This window comes from Undibacterium sp. YM2 (genome assembly GCF_009937975.1).
Classification (GTDB): domain Bacteria; phylum Pseudomonadota; class Gammaproteobacteria; order Burkholderiales; family Burkholderiaceae_D; genus Undibacterium.
This window is the reverse complement of sequence record NZ_AP018441.1, coordinates 5,439,438-5,453,606: the sequence shown is the minus strand read 5'-3', so window position 1 is coordinate 5,453,606 and position 14,169 is coordinate 5,439,438. Positions and strand designations below refer to the sequence as shown.

General features: G+C 52.8%; 14 protein-coding genes. 8 read left to right on the top strand and 6 right to left on the bottom strand.

Translation table 11 applies throughout. From position 1 onward, the window contains the following. Nucleotides 1-68: 68 nt before the first annotated feature. Nucleotides 69-836 (bottom strand): MOSC domain-containing protein, encoded by a 768-nt coding sequence (locus UNDYM_RS24960; protein ID WP_370529389.1) that lies wholly within the window; start codon nt 834-836, stop codon nt 69-71. Between the two features lie 163 nt (nt 837-999). Then, a complete protein-coding gene (locus tag UNDYM_RS24955; protein WP_162043537.1) occupies nt 1,000-1,992 on the bottom strand; it encodes a GlxA family transcriptional regulator in 993 nt (330 codons plus the stop codon). A gap of 129 nt (nt 1,993-2,121) precedes the next feature. Here UNDYM_RS24955 and UNDYM_RS24950 point away from each other — a divergent pair, with 129 nt between their 5' ends. Next, entirely contained in the window at nt 2,122-2,760 is a 639-nt protein-coding gene (locus UNDYM_RS24950) for a cysteine hydrolase family protein (RefSeq protein ID WP_162043536.1), read from the top strand. Nucleotides 2,761-2,908: 148 nt separating this feature from the next. After that, the gene (locus UNDYM_RS24945) at nt 2,909-4,021 is read left to right on the top strand and encodes a LacI family DNA-binding transcriptional regulator (protein ID WP_162043535.1); all 1,113 of its coding nucleotides are present in this window, start codon (nt 2,909-2,911) and stop codon (nt 4,019-4,021) included. Nucleotides 4,022-4,255: 234 nt separating this feature from the next. On the opposite strand, the gene UNDYM_RS24940 is transcribed toward UNDYM_RS24945, so the two are convergent. After that, entirely contained in the window at nt 4,256-5,422 is a 1,167-nt protein-coding gene (locus UNDYM_RS24940; protein WP_162043534.1) for a GGDEF domain-containing protein, read from the bottom strand. 197 nt (nt 5,423-5,619) lie between these two features. Continuing rightward, the gene (gene ychF / locus UNDYM_RS24935) at nt 5,620-6,711 is read right to left on the bottom strand and encodes a redox-regulated ATPase YchF (protein WP_162043533.1); all 1,092 of its coding nucleotides are present in this window, start codon (nt 6,709-6,711) and stop codon (nt 5,620-5,622) included. Nucleotides 6,712-6,954: 243 nt separating this feature from the next. Between ychF and UNDYM_RS24930 the strand changes: the two genes are divergently transcribed. Further along, the gene (locus UNDYM_RS24930; RefSeq protein ID WP_162043532.1) at nt 6,955-7,749 is read left to right on the top strand and encodes a type IV pili methyl-accepting chemotaxis transducer N-terminal domain-containing protein; all 795 of its coding nucleotides are present in this window, start codon (nt 6,955-6,957) and stop codon (nt 7,747-7,749) included. On the opposite strand, the gene UNDYM_RS24925 is transcribed toward UNDYM_RS24930, so the two are convergent. Then, a complete protein-coding gene (locus tag UNDYM_RS24925) occupies nt 7,721-9,106 on the bottom strand; it encodes an MATE family efflux transporter (protein WP_162043531.1) in 1,386 nt (461 codons plus the stop codon). The genes UNDYM_RS24930 and UNDYM_RS24925 overlap by 29 nt on opposite strands. 113 nt (nt 9,107-9,219) lie before the next feature. Further along, on the bottom strand, nt 9,220-10,905 hold the full coding sequence (locus tag UNDYM_RS24920; RefSeq protein WP_162043530.1) for an SgrR family transcriptional regulator: 1,686 nt from the start codon (nt 10,903-10,905) through the stop codon (nt 9,220-9,222). Between the two features lie 141 nt (nt 10,906-11,046). Here UNDYM_RS24920 and UNDYM_RS24915 point away from each other — a divergent pair, with 141 nt between their 5' ends. From UNDYM_RS24915 to UNDYM_RS24895, 5 genes are all read left to right on the top strand, one after another. Further along, entirely contained in the window at nt 11,047-11,268 is a 222-nt protein-coding gene (locus tag UNDYM_RS24915) for a hypothetical protein (RefSeq protein WP_162043529.1), read from the top strand. Further along, nucleotides 11,262-12,356, top strand: coding sequence for an MFS transporter (locus tag UNDYM_RS24910; protein WP_370529386.1), 1,095 nt, complete (start codon nt 11,262-11,264; stop codon nt 12,354-12,356). Before UNDYM_RS24915 ends, UNDYM_RS24910 begins: the two co-directional genes overlap by 7 nt. A gap of 185 nt (nt 12,357-12,541) precedes the next feature. Continuing rightward, nucleotides 12,542-13,462 (top strand): SPFH domain-containing protein, encoded by a 921-nt coding sequence (locus UNDYM_RS24905; protein WP_174244966.1) that lies wholly within the window; start codon nt 12,542-12,544, stop codon nt 13,460-13,462. 19 nt (nt 13,463-13,481) lie between these two features. Then, entirely contained in the window at nt 13,482-13,937 is a 456-nt protein-coding gene (locus tag UNDYM_RS24900; protein WP_162043528.1) for a hypothetical protein, read from the top strand. Then, nucleotides 13,937-14,149 (top strand): hypothetical protein, encoded by a 213-nt coding sequence (locus UNDYM_RS24895; protein WP_162043527.1) that lies wholly within the window; start codon nt 13,937-13,939, stop codon nt 14,147-14,149. The genes UNDYM_RS24900 and UNDYM_RS24895 overlap by 1 nt, the downstream gene beginning before the upstream one ends. Nucleotides 14,150-14,169 lie beyond the last annotated feature (20 nt).

Below are 14,169 nucleotides of genomic sequence, written 5' to 3'. Positions count from 1 at the left end.
TGCGATATTCATATTGATGGCATCACCAACACGCAGCAATTGCCCTACGCCCCGTTCGACAATGACGTTCATGCCAAAGGTGATGCCGCCATCAACCAGGGGTTGGCGCGGTAGGTCTGCAGGATATCCATAGGGTCAGGACCAAACTCACCTGTACTCTGGTCTATTGATGGCATGGGGCAGCGCGGGCACGGCTTTACCGGGCGCAGTTGTATCAGGCTGCCGATCTCAAAATTCTCTGCATAGTCTTCTTCAAAAGCTTCTATGCCATCCAGCACGATATTCGCGCGAAAGCGATTCATGGGCAGCGCACTGCGACCCTGTTTTTCAAGTTTCTGATTAAGGTCATCCAGAGAAGCAGTTGCCGTCAGCAAGATGGGATAGCCATCAGAGAAGCGGGTAGCGACCAGTTTGTCGCCTGTCCATTTCTGACTCGCATAGCGCTGCGTCTGTGGCGTGCTACGCACCAGTCGGCAGGGCGTATCCAGCGCCTTGCTGAACCAGTCAGCCATGGCTTGCCCGCAATCGAGGGCGGGAAAATTTTCTTCCCAGATCGTGACTGAAGTAGTACTGGTATCTTCTTGCGGGTTCAGGGAGAGCGCAGGCATGCCGGGTGCGTGGATGTAGAGCCCGTCACTGCGGATTTCTGGCCGTATCAAAGCCATCTTCGGGAATTCCCTTTGCGTCAGGAATTGTCCTTGCTGGTTGACCAGCATCCATTCCCTGTCATGTATGCCTTCAAAACTGAGGCCGGTTTCAGTCAGCGTGGCCGCCTCCAGCGCGATACCGGCGCAGGACTTGATGGGGTAAATGCTAAGGGACAATATGCTGGGCATGGTCTTGATGCAATTAAGTTAGCCGGGAAATATGCTGGAATGCATCTCCCCTGATTATGAAATGAGTTCTGGCTATTTTAATGGCTAAGCTCTATTCATGCTGATGTTTCAGGCATATTCCATGCCAGTTGCTTCGCAAGCCCATGCTTTTGATGACGTCTGGCTACCGTTCATTCCCTTGGAAAGCATGCCGGTAGGCTGAAGGGGAAAGGCCAAATTCACGGGCGAAATAACGGCGCAGCAATAGTCCTGTGCCAAAACCGGTATCAGCAGCGATGTCATCAATTGCCCGCTTGCTGGTTTCGAGTTGACGCTGGGCTAGCGCCAGTCTTTGGTTCAATAACCATTTACCCACGGTCGTGCCAGTCTGCTGCTGGAAGTGACGGGTAAAGCTGCGCCTGCTCATCAAGGCTCTCTGCGCCAGTTGATCGAGTTGCTGCGGTTCTGCCAGATGAGCCAGCATCCATTCCAGTACTTTGGCCAGGCGGTCATCAGTGGCCAGCACAGGCACGGGCTGTTCTATGTATTGTGCCTGCCCACCCTGCCTGTGCGGTGCAACCACAAGACGCCGGGCAACATGGGCCGCCACATCGGCACCATAGGTGCTGCGCAGCACATGCAGGCAGCAATCTATGCCCGCGGCAGTGCCCGCTGAAGTAATGACATCACCATGATCGACATACAGCACATTCGGGTCCAGGCTGATTTGGGGATAGCGTTCAGTAAAAGCCTTGCTCAAAGCCCAATGCGTGGTGGCGCTGCGCTTGTCGAGCAAGCCAGCTTCGGCCAGCACAAAGGCACCCAGACACAAACCTATGATGCGCGCACCCCGTGCATGTGCCTGGCGCAGTGTCTGCAGCAGTGCAGGCGGGGCAGGGCGCAAGTCATCATGCCAGGAGGGGATGACTACCATGTCGGCCTTACCCAGTGCAGGCAGACCATGCCGCACGTGAATACCAAAGCCAGCGCTGGTGCGCACTTCAGCCTGTGCCCTGCCGGGCAGGGCCAGACAGACCTTGAGATCGAACAAGGGCATGTCCAGCCCGCCATGATGCTCACCAAATACCATGCAGGGGACAGACAAATGGAAAGGGCTGATGCCATCAAAGGCCAGCACCGCGATATTGATCTTGTTGTCAGGGGGAGATGTGAGCATGGCCTGATTGTATCGAATATTGGCAATCGGGTCACTTATATTCTGAGCCTGCATGGCTGAAAATACATCCCATGAACAGCGCTGCTGTTTTATTCAATCCACCTTGAATTTACCTCAAAAGGAAATGCCATGACTGCCAGCAACCCTGTAAAACGCGCTCTGATCGTTATTGATGTACAAAATGAATATTTCACTGGCAATATGCAAATCAGCTACCCTGATCCACAAGTATCCCTGCAAAACATAGGCCGGGCGATGGATGTGGCCAAGGCTGCGGGTATTCCTGTATTGGTGGTGCAGCACTCTGCGCCAGAAACTTCACCTATCTTTGCGCGTGGTTCCAAAACCTGGGAGTTGCATGAAGTGGTTGCCAGCCGTCACGCTGATCACCGCATAGAAAAAAACATGGCCAGTGTTTTTACTGGCACTGATGTGGCAGCCTGGCTCAAAAAGAATGAGATCAATACCCTGAGCATAGTTGGCTACATGACGCACAACTGCAATGCCAGCAGCATACTTGAAGCGGCACACCTGGGTTATCAGGTCGAAATGCTGAGTGATGCCACAGGCTCTTTGCCTTATGAAAATGCGGCTGGTTATGCGACTGCGGAAGAAATTCACCGTGCCTTCAGTGTCGTCTTTCATTCCAATTTTGCTGCGGTTGCCAGTACAGACAGTTGGATAGTTGCAGTTGAAGCAGGTACGCTCTTAAGCAAAGGCGATGTCTACAGTTCACATATGGCTGGGCGCCAACGCGCAGTTGGATAAATTCAGAATTTCTAGTCTTGTATGACAAAACCCGGATTGCATTGCATTCGGGTTTTTTGATTTAAACCGGGCAAATTCAGTAACAACGACAACAAGGGCGTCGCAGTTGGCATATGGTTGACTGAATGTGCAATGCTATAATTTATGAATGAAAAACAAGCAATCCAAGACCACGACAGCCAAACTTGATACTGCAACTGAAGAGCTTGTAACGGACCTGCTTCCGGCTGACACAGTGCGTCGTAGTCGTCGCTCCAGCGGTGGCTTTACTTTGCGCGATGTGGCAAAACTTGCCAATGTTGCGCCGATTACTGCTTCACGGGCTTTGAATACCCCTGATGCTGTATCTCCAGCAGTTCTGGCACGTGTACGTGAAGCGGTTGAGCGTACTGGCTATGTTCCCAATTTGCTGGCAGGTGGCCTGGCGTCAAAAAAAAGCCGACTCGTTGCGGCTGTTGTGCCGACCATAACTGGCTCAGTATTTTTGGAGATGGTGCAGTCGCTCACCAAATCACTGGCAGACGAAGGCTATCAATTGATGCTGGGCCAGGCAGGATATGAAAATTCAAGGGAAGATGTTTTGCTTGAGGCCATCATAGGACGTCGTCCAGATGGTGTCATCCTGACCGGCATCATGCGTTCAGAATTGGGCCGTAAACGTTTGCTTGCCAGCGGTATCCCGGTAGTGGAGACCTGGGATTTGACACCTACTCCAATAGATATGCTGGTTGGTTTTTCACACGAAAAAATTGGTGAGGCAGTGGCGAAATATCTGCATAGCCGCGGGCGTCAGCGCGTGGCCACCATCAGTGCCAATGATGAACGCGCAGCGCGTCGCAACAAGGCGTTTTCTGATGCGGCTTTGGGGATGGGGATGGGGCGGGTAGGTGCGACTGAAGTTGCTACATGCATCGTTAAAGCCCCGACTACCTTAGGGTGTGGGCGCAGTGGCCTGCGTAGCCTGCTGGAGAATGATCCCGCTATCGATGCGATTTTTTGCAGTTCGGACATGATGGCCCTGGGTGTCATCATAGAAGCCCACGCGATGGGCATTGCCATACCTGAACAACTGGCAGTGATCGGCTTGGGTGACCAGGAATTTTCAAAAGACCTTGATCCACCACTGACCAGTGTACGCATAGACGGTACGACTATAGGCAATTTGGCGGCACGCTTCATCATTGACCGCGTCAATGGTATTCCTGTAACAGACAAGGTCAGGGATATAGGTTTTTCTATCGTCGAACGCGACAGCACATAAAATTGTTTTTTTACTCGCGACCGATTTTCAATTGTTTGCGCCTGACTTAGCGCCAGATCGATAGTCTGATATCAATTAAATTCATTAATCCGGCAATATACCGGGATTGCCACAAGCGACTCATCAGGATTTCGCCCGCATTCAGTTGCAGCACATTCAACTTGAATTTCATGCCCGGGATAATCTGTCTCTCCGTTCAAACAACCAGCGAACTCTTGCCTTAAACAAGGGCATTTAACTGCCTGTCGAATACAAGGCTATGCAGTTACGACCAGCATTTTTTGCCCGGTATAATGCCTGGTCTGCGGCCTCTACCAGTGCAGCCAAATCCATGCCAATACCTAAAGAATCGGCAATGCCAGCACTCAGAGTGCTTTGCAGTGCCTCGTTTTTCCAGCTTATCTGTAATTCAGCATACAGCGAACGCACACGCTCAGCCAATTGCGCGGCGCCTTGTTCGCCAGTACCAGTGAGTAAAACACAAAACTCTTCCCCGCCATAACGGGCCATGCAATCTTCACTGCGAACCACAGACTGCAACAGCGCTGCCAGACGGCGCAATACTTCATCACCCGCCTGGTGACCATGTACATCATTGATACGTTTGAAGTAATCAACATCAATCATGATGACAGACAAAGTCTCACCAGTCCGGGTGGCACGCGCCAGCAAGCGCTTTGACTCATCTTCGAAACTACGACGGTTCAACAGTCCTGTCAGGCTGTCATGCGAGGCTTGCTCGCGTAAATCACTGACCAGGCGGAAAGTGATTAGTAGAACTAGTGCCAGCGAGATGGATAGTTGCGACAAGCCACCGAGCACAATGAGCACCGGATTGACATTACCCTGTGCAAACAAGGAAATCTCTTCAGCCGGTTTAAGCAGGATATTCAAAGCCCTGAGAAAACTCACTAAGGCAATAAATGAAAAGGACACTGCGGCCAGGTTGTAAGCGGTTTTTAATGGCTGCGTGGCTTTGACGTTCAGACTCAGCGCACAGGCAGCGAATATGGCACTGACCAGCAGAGAGTTGGCGGTGACTACCATGCGCACATTGTCATGCACGATGCCCAGCCACAGGCTTTGCAGCATCATTTGTCCGCCTATCCATGCTGGAACCCAGTAGTGGCAGCATTTTCCCTTGAAAGCTTCAATTCCGTTAAAGAGTAGACCAAAACCACAACCCGCGATGAAAGGGACGCTGGCAATAATCAACGAAGGCCATTCGGGGGACATCTGTGTGCTGGTAAAAATACCTATACTCATACAGCAATGTCCCAGCGCCCACTGACGTGCGCCCCTGACATTGTCCGCATGAAAACTGATGAGTGCCATCATTCCCGCACCCAGCAGATTAATGCCACTCCACATCAGCATGATGGTGCGTACATCAAGATTCATGTCTGGCTTTCATAAGTGGTAATGCATGGATATTTATCAGACAAATTTTCTCCGCGAGATAATGGACGCTGCTGGACAGTGAAGCACTTAAAATATTACATCTCGGACACAAGGGCAATAAAGGAAGCAAAAAAGGAAGCAAAAAAGCCGCGAATGTCGCGGCTTTTTGTGGGGTTTCTGATGTTGGTCAGATTTCTTCAGACGTTGAACAGGAAGTTCAGCACATCGCCATCCTTGACCACATATTCCTTGCCCTCAGCGCGCATCTTGCCTGCTTCCTTGGCACCGGTTTCGCCCTTGTAAGTGATGTAATCATCAAATGCAATCGTCTGGGCGCGGATGAAGCCGCGTTCGAAGTCGGTGTGGATCACGCCTGCTGCTTGCGGGGCGGTGTCACCTACGTGTATGGTCCAGGCGCGTACTTCCTTGACGCCGGCGGTGAAGTAGGTTTGCAGGCCCAGCAGTTTGAATGCAGCGCGTATCAGGCGGTCGAGACCTGGTTCTTCCATGCCCATGTCAGCCAGGAAGTCGGCCTTGTCGGCATCGTCGAGGTCAGCGATTTCAGATTCTATCGAAGCGCAGATGGCGACGATAGGGGCATTCTGGGATGCTGCGTAGGCAGTCAACTGGTCCAGCAATGGGTTGTTGGTGAAGCCGCTGTCAGAAACGTTGGCGACATACATCGCCGGTTTGGCTGTGATCAGGCACAGTGGTTTGATCAGCAGCAATTCTTCTGCATCCAGGCCCAGGGCGCGCACTGGTTTGGCGTCGTTCAGGGCGGGCATGATGCGTTCCAACACGGTCACCAGTTTCAGCGCATCTTTGTCGCCAGAGCGGGCTTTCTTGTTTTCGCGGTGGATGGCTTTTTCTACCGTGCCCATGTCAGCCAGGGCCAGCTCAGTCTGGATAACCTCGATATCGTCGAGCGGGCTGACTTTGCCAGCAACGTGGATGACGTTGTCATCTTCAAAGCAGCGCACCACGTTGACGATGGCGTCAGTTTCGCGGATGTGCGCGAGGAACTGGTTGCCCAGACCTTCACCTTTGGAGGCACCGGCCACCAGGCCAGCGATATCGACAAATTCAACGATGGCGTTCTGGATGCGCTCAGGCTTGACGATGTCAGACAATTGCTTCAGACGTGGATCAGGTACCTCAACAACACCGACATTAGGCTCGATAGTGCAGAAAGGATAATTTTCTGCCGGTATGCCCGCTTTGGTCAGCGCATTGAACAGTGTGGATTTGCCGACGTTAGGCAGGCCGACGATGCCGCATTTGAGACTCATGATGTTTTGCCAGTTGGAGATTTAATTAACCCGCTATTTTACCGGAAAGCCCGCCCTCCAGACCGATTCTGGCAACAATACCTGGAAAACGCCTGAATGATGCAATGGCAGCAGCACAAAAACGCAAGAGCAAAATGATCAACAAAATGATGTTTGCCTTATTTTGGGGCGGTTTTACTTAAAAATACAGGTATGAAGTTTGCTTTGTGAATGCTAATTCCAATAATTATTCAGGAGCAAGCAATGAACAGACGCGGATTTATAAGCAAGGCAGTGTTAACAGTGGGCAATCTTGCCGTGCTTTCTTATGCAATCGCGCAGGTCATCAGCCTGAATGAGGCGATCAATAAATCCGGTCGCCAACGCATGTTGTCGCAGCGTCTGGCCAAGGCTTATCTGCAGTTGGGGCAGGGTATAGAGCTTGAGCAGTCGCGCAAGATACTTGATAGCTCGTTGGCAAGTTTTGACAAACAACTGGCCGAACTCAAAACTTTTGCACCCACCAGTGACAACAAGCAATTGCTGTCTGAAATGGAAAAGAACTGGCTGGCCTATAAAACAGTCTTGCTGGAGAAGCAGCCCAATCAGCAAGATGCCCGCCTCATCATGGTGCTCAATGAAGATGTCCTCAGCATTGCCCACAAGGCCACGGTACAACTGGAAACCTATTCTGGCACGGCCATGGGCCAGTTAGTGAACATCGCAGGCCGCCAGCGCATGCTCTCGCAAAGAATGGCCAAGTTTTACCAGGCCCAGCAATGGGGAGTTGCGCCGCCGGATGTGATGGCCAAGCTCGAGCTTGCGCGCAAGGATTTTGTCGCCGGCATGGCAACCCTGCAGGCAGCGCCATCGAACACAGCACGCATACGCGAAGAACTGGCGCTGGCACAGCAACAATGGATGTTTTTTGACGATGCCCTGCGCAAGATCAGCGAACCCAAAAATGCGCGTCAATATGCGATCAATGTTGCCACCACCAGTGAACGCATACTCAGCACCATGGATGGCATTACTGGCTTGTACCAGCAGCTTGCCTGATCCTGCGCTGGCTGAGTTGATGCAGCAAGCCTGTCAGCATGATACCGGCAATAGTCAGGCCGAGTACCAGACCTGTCCAGAACCCACGTGCTGCCATCGGTTCTTCTGGATGCCATGGCATCCACGATGGTGCCAGGCCCAGCACGCAACCTATGGGCAGGGCAAAACCATAGAATGCCATCAGGTGTATCAGCATCGGTGTGCGCGTGACTTTGTAGCCGCGTATGGCACAGGATGCCGTGACCTGCGCTGCATCAGACAACTGGAAGATCGCCGCATACAGCAACAACTCTGATGCCAGTGCCTGAACCGCCGGGTCAGAGGTGTAAGCCGCCGCCACCAGGTCGCGGAAGATCATGATGCCCAGTGCCGATATGACGGCAAAACTCATCGATAAGGCATAGCCTATCCAGGAGACAAAGCGCGCACGCTCAGGGTCACCTTCACCCAGAGTTTGCCCTACCCGCGTAGTCAGGGCGATACCCAGGCTCATGGGTACCATGAACACCAGCGAGGAAAAATTCAGGGCGATCTGGTTGGCCGAAACTGGCACCACACCAAAGCGGGCGATCAGCAAACCGACGGCACCAAAGGCTGAGACTTCAGCAAAATAAGTAACACCTATAGGCAGGCCCAGGCGCAGGGTAGAACGTATCTCTGCCCAATTCGGTCCCTCATAATGGCTGAAGGGAAAAGTCTCTTTATAGACTGCGGCACGTCGCATCCAGAATATCATGGCACCCAGCATCAGCCATAAGCCCATGCCGGTAGCCATGGCACAGCCGGTAGAGCCGAGCTTGGGGAAACCCAAATGGCCGTAAATAAACAGCCAGTTGATGATGATATTGAAAGCCAGGCCGCCGAGTGCAATCACCATGACCGGCTTGGTCTGGTTCAGGCTGGTGGTGTAACCATACAGGGCGCGGTACATGGCAAAGGCAGGCATGCCCAGACTGATGACATGGACAAACTCTGAAGCCTTGGCATTGATGGCTGGCTCCAGTTGCAGGTAATTGAAGATCAGGGTAGCGACATTCAGCAACACACAGCCAACCAGGCCAACACCCAGGCCCAGCCACAAAGCCTGGCGCACCATGTGCGGTACACGTTCATGATTTTCTGCGCCTACTTCATGGGCGATCACGGTATTCACCGCCATCATGATGCCCATCACGCTGACCAGGATAATCACCCAGACATTCGCACCCAGTGACACCGCAGCAAGGTCGTTTGCACTGAGGTGGCCGGTCATGGCGACGTCGGCCACGCTCATGCCTACCGTGGCCAGTTGTCCTATCAGGACAGGCCAGGCAATGGTCCAGAGGGCGGCGGCTTCAGTGCGGATGCGGGTTTTCATGCTGTACAAACAAAGGATAGCTGGATCAGCATCTTACCGTAGAAAGCAATTACCCCGCTATGGCCGGATTTTCATATGCACTATAAGCACGATAGACACTCTCAAAAGCCAGCTTAGTGCCGCAGCCACAGTTCATTGAAAGACACAAAACCAAACGGCGTCATCCTGACGCCCGCCACATGCGGGGCGATACTGACTTGCTGGTTTTCATGCGAGATGGGGATCATCCAGCCTTCTTTGACGAGTCGCCTTCCTATGCGTGCATAGGCCAGCATGCGGCGCTTGCTGTCTGCCAGTTCCCTGACCTTCATCAAGTCAGCATCCAGAGGTTTCAGGGCGCTGGCGGGCATCCAGCGGCGGAAAACACTGTCGGCCAGGAACCATTCATAGCAACCAAAATCCTGGTCGTCATGCATGACTTCGCGGGTGACGACGAGGTCAGCGTCTTTCATCCATTCACGTGCCAGCAGTTGATCATACGGCAGGCTGGTCCAGTGAACCGTGATGCCACCTGCTTCCAGCCTTTGCTTTACCGCTTGCGCCAGACTCAGCATTTCAGGCGTTTGGCCACTGACCATGCGTAATTTACTGCCAGCCTTGAAGCTGCTGCACCTGGGTTTTTTGGCGACGCGGTGCTTCCAGATGGCGAGCAAGCCTGAGGCCGGTTTCCTGCTACGTTCTTCTGGATCAAACAGGGTTTCGGGTGCCAGCCAGTCTGCCAGTGCCAGCCTTTGTTCTGCAGTTTTAAAAAAGCTGCGCGAAGAATTACAGATGATGTAAGTGCAACCGGACTCTGCACCGGCAATCGTTTGTTTTTTTGAACAATCCTGGTTCGCATAGCCAAACTGCAAATCAAAGCCTGATGGGCCAGACGGTGGTGGCAGCATCCACAAATCTATTTCATCAAGCAAAGGGCGTTCACGGTAATAATCCTTGAAAGCCTGCAAGGTCAGTTGGTAGGTGTTGTTGCGTATTACGCGAAATGCACCGCTGCCAACCGGGAAGCGTGCAAAGTCAGCTGCACGGTGACGTGGCACGATGGAGGAGTTGGCCGTGGCCAAGCAATTTGGCCACAACTGGTCAGGGTGATCGAGATAAAAACTCACACGTTGGCTGGGGCCAGTCTCCACATATTGCAGGTGACGATATAAGCGTTGGTAAATCGCTGATTCATCACGCAGTCGCAAGAAGCTGGCCTTGACATCTTCTGTGCTCAGTTCAGTGCCGTCATGAAAACTTAGTCCAGAGCGCAACCAGAAATGCCAGATGCTGCCATTTTTTTCGCTTTCCCAGTGATGGGCAATTGCCGGGCGCAAGGCATTCTGTTCATGATCAAAGGTTGTCAGGCGCGAAAAAATCTGCCGCACCAGATGTGCTTCGAGACGGCCATAGACTTTTAAAGGATCCAGGCTTTCTACGCTGCGGAACAGGGGCATGCGCAAGCTGCGGCAGGCACTGTCTGGCATGCCCAGGTAATCCGGCAGGCGGCTTGCAAGTTGCTGTCGCTGGTGATCGTCGAGACTGGCAAAAGCCTGCTCCAGATCACCACGTGCCAGGTATTGCGACAAATGATCAAGCGCCAGGTTATCTGGGGTTTGCAAAAGCTGCAATTGCGAGTGATTGCCACGCCCACGCCCGGCCTGCCAGTCCAGCCAGCCGCGTTGCTGCATTTTTGCCAGCAGGTTGCGCATATTGCGCTCACTGCAATGCATGGCCAGTGCCAGTGCGGGCAGGCCAGGTTGTTGTTCCTGATGCTGCAGAAAAGCATGCAGCTTGCGGTAATGATCGAGCAGTTTCATGCGGGATAGTGTAAGCGCTGGCCTGGCCCATAAAAGGGGAAAAATTTTTTTAAATTATATCCATTTTTCCTTTCAGCTTTTTTTATCATACTGTCTGACATCAGTACCCATCTGTTGTTGAATGTACAGAAAAGGAAGATGATGTCCCGCTTTCCCGCCGCCGTAATCCGGCTTTTATTCAGTTCTTTTGTGTTTGTCATGGGGCGCGCCGTTGCCCTGCCTTTCATGGCACTGTACCTCTATGAGCACCTCGGTATTGACCAGCAAACCATAGGCTGGGTCCTGGGGGGAGTATTTTTTCTTCTACCCTGTTCAGCCTGTATGCCGGTTATCTGGCAGACCGGCTCAGCAAGAATTTGTTGATGAAACTGGCTGGCATCGTCGTTGCTGTCAGCACGGCCACGCTGACGATAGTGCCGAATGCATGGACTGCACTGTTCGTCCTGATGTGCATAGAGTCGGCACTGACCCTGCGCGGTATTTCCCTGAAAGCCACACTGGCTGATCTGTTGCCGCCTGAGCAAAGACCAAAGGCATTTTCCCTGAACTACACCCTGATCAATGTGGCGTTTGCCCTGGGGCCGGTACTGGGTGCCTGGCTGTTTGCCATCAAGGTGTCCGGACCCCTGTGGATGGCGGCTGCATTTTCGCTGCTGGCGTCGCAGGTGCTGGGCAAGCCTGGCACTGCACCCAGGACAGGAGAAGCAAGCAGATCCAGCCCTGCCGGTTTCAGGGCAACCATGCGCGTGCTGAGAAGTGACCGCCGCCTTATCCTGTTTTCCATGGGCAGTGTGCTCACGTCCTTTGTGTTTGGCCGTTTTGTCTCGGGTTATCTGTCGCAATACCTGATCGTCAGCCAGGGCACGCAGGCAACGGCACAATTGCTGCCATTTATCCTCATCACCAATGCAGTGACTGTGGTGACTCTGCAATATCCGGTAGGTAAGCTGATGCAGCAAAAATACCTGTTCCGCTGGGTCAGTCTGGGTGCCACTTTGTATGCCGTGGGTTTGCTGGGTTTTATGCATGCCGGCAGCGCCATGAGCTGGGTGCTGGCAACCCTGGTCTTTACCGTAGGTGAGGTCATCGTCATTCCCTGTGAATATATGTTCATCGACATGATCGCCCCTGCCGACAAGCGCGGCAGTTATTACGGGGCGCAGAGCCTGGCCATGTTTGGCGCGGCACTCAATCCTGTGATTTGCGGTTTCCTGCTCGCGCATTTCCACAGTGATGTCATGTTCTGGGTATTGATATCGGCTGCCATGCTGGGCGTGCTTATGTATTTTGCCGGTACCCGCAGCAAACCAGTTGAAGAGCAGGTGCCCGAGAACGAGACGGCAGCCGAACCTGCCGCCGTCACTTGCAAGCCCAGGACTTGCCTGTCTGTGCTGGCGGCGAGCAAGCAGCTTGCCGGTAACCGCGTGAAGAATTTGTTCCCGCTATCCTGAACACCGGCAGATATTTACCGTAAGTCCGTCAACCTGAAAGGCTATTCGTAAAGAGTAGCCTTTTTGTCATTTTTCGCCTGCTGAACTGTAACTTCATTCATTTTATAAACGTCCTTGACAATTCCATGTCTGCGCACTAAAGTGATATCACTTTGATTTCAAAGTGCCATCTATCAGGAGAAAGTATGAGTACTACCTCAGTGTCGGCGACTGGTAAAAAATTAATACAAGAGCGCCCACTTACGTCGCTGGACGGTTATTTCATGATTGTCGTGGGCTTGCTGTTTGTCGCAGGCGGTGCCTATAGTTTTATCGATCTGCTTAGTGCTGGGCAGCCCAGCCTGTCTGGCGTGCTGATGCGGCTGGCTGCTGTGGTGCTGGGTCTTTTCATCCTCACCGGCCTGTACATGCTGCAACCGAATGAAGCGGCCTTGTTGTCCTTGTTTGGTCAATACAAGGGCACAGACCGCAGCGAAGGCCTGCGCTGGGTCAATCCTTTCTATTCCAAACGCAAGCTCAGCCTGCGCGCCCGTACTTTGAACACTGCGCCGCTGAAGGTGAATGACAAGCGCGGCAATCCTGTGGAAATTGGTGCAGCCATTATCTGGCGGGTGCAGGACACAGCCTTGGCGATTTACAATGTCGATGATTTTGAGCGGTTTGTGAATATTCAGTCTGAAGCAGCGATACGCCACCTGGCAACCCAGTATGCCTATGATGATGGCGAAGACCTGGCTGAAGGCGAAACCACATTGCGCGCAGGCATGGACGTCGTCGCCGGTGCCATGCGTGATGAATTGCACAAGCGCTTTACTGCAGCCGGCATTGATGTAGAAGACGCCAAGCTCACACACCTGGCCTATGCCGCAGAAATTGCCCAGGTCATGTTGCGCCGCCAGCAGGCAGAAGCGATCATCAGCGCCCGCAAGAAAATCGTGCATGGTGCGGTCAGCATGGTGGAGGCCGCTTTGCAAGGTCTGTCAGAACGCAAGATATGCGAACTCGATGATGAAAGAAAAGCGGCCATGGTCAGCAATTTGCTGGTGGTGCTGTGCTCGGATAAAGAGACCCAGCCCGTCATCAACACCGGCACTTTATACAATTAATTTGTAGCGAGACAAGAAAATGGAACATCCAGTCTATGTGGAAAAACAGTGGATGAAGTTGCTGTGGATTATCCTGCCTGTCAGTACCGTGCTCTTACTCGCGGTGCAAATGATATACCTGGGGCCAGGAATGACAGGCATCAAACTGGCCTTGCCGCTGGTGAGCCTGCTGTTGCTGGCTTTACTTGGAGCCTTGACCATAAGTGTTGATGCAAGTTATCTGCGCTGGCATTTTGGTCTGATTGGTTTTCCTTCCTGGAAAATTGCCCTGTCGGATATTGCTTATGCAGAAGCCACCACTACCAGCATGATGGAAGGGTATGGCATCAGATTCACAAGCAAAGGCATGTTATATAACGCCACTGGTAATACCGCCATACTGGTGGTTTTGCGCAATGGCAAGGCACTGCGCCTGGGTACACAAGATCCGCAGCGCCTGCTCAGTTATATCACTCCACGTTTGAATGCCAGATAATGGCCAGCCCAGGAAAAAAATCCTTCCCCCTGCGTATCGATCCCCTGTTGTGGAACGAGATCGAACGCATGGCGGCGCAAGAGCTGCGCAGTGCCAATGCCCAGGTTGAGTATCTGCTCAGGCAGGCATTGAAGCAACAGGGGCGGCATGTGCCCACCGCCAAGACAGCGTCTGACGGTGCCGATAAAGATGGCGAGCAAATAGAGGAATAGGGATAAGGTAATCTGGACGC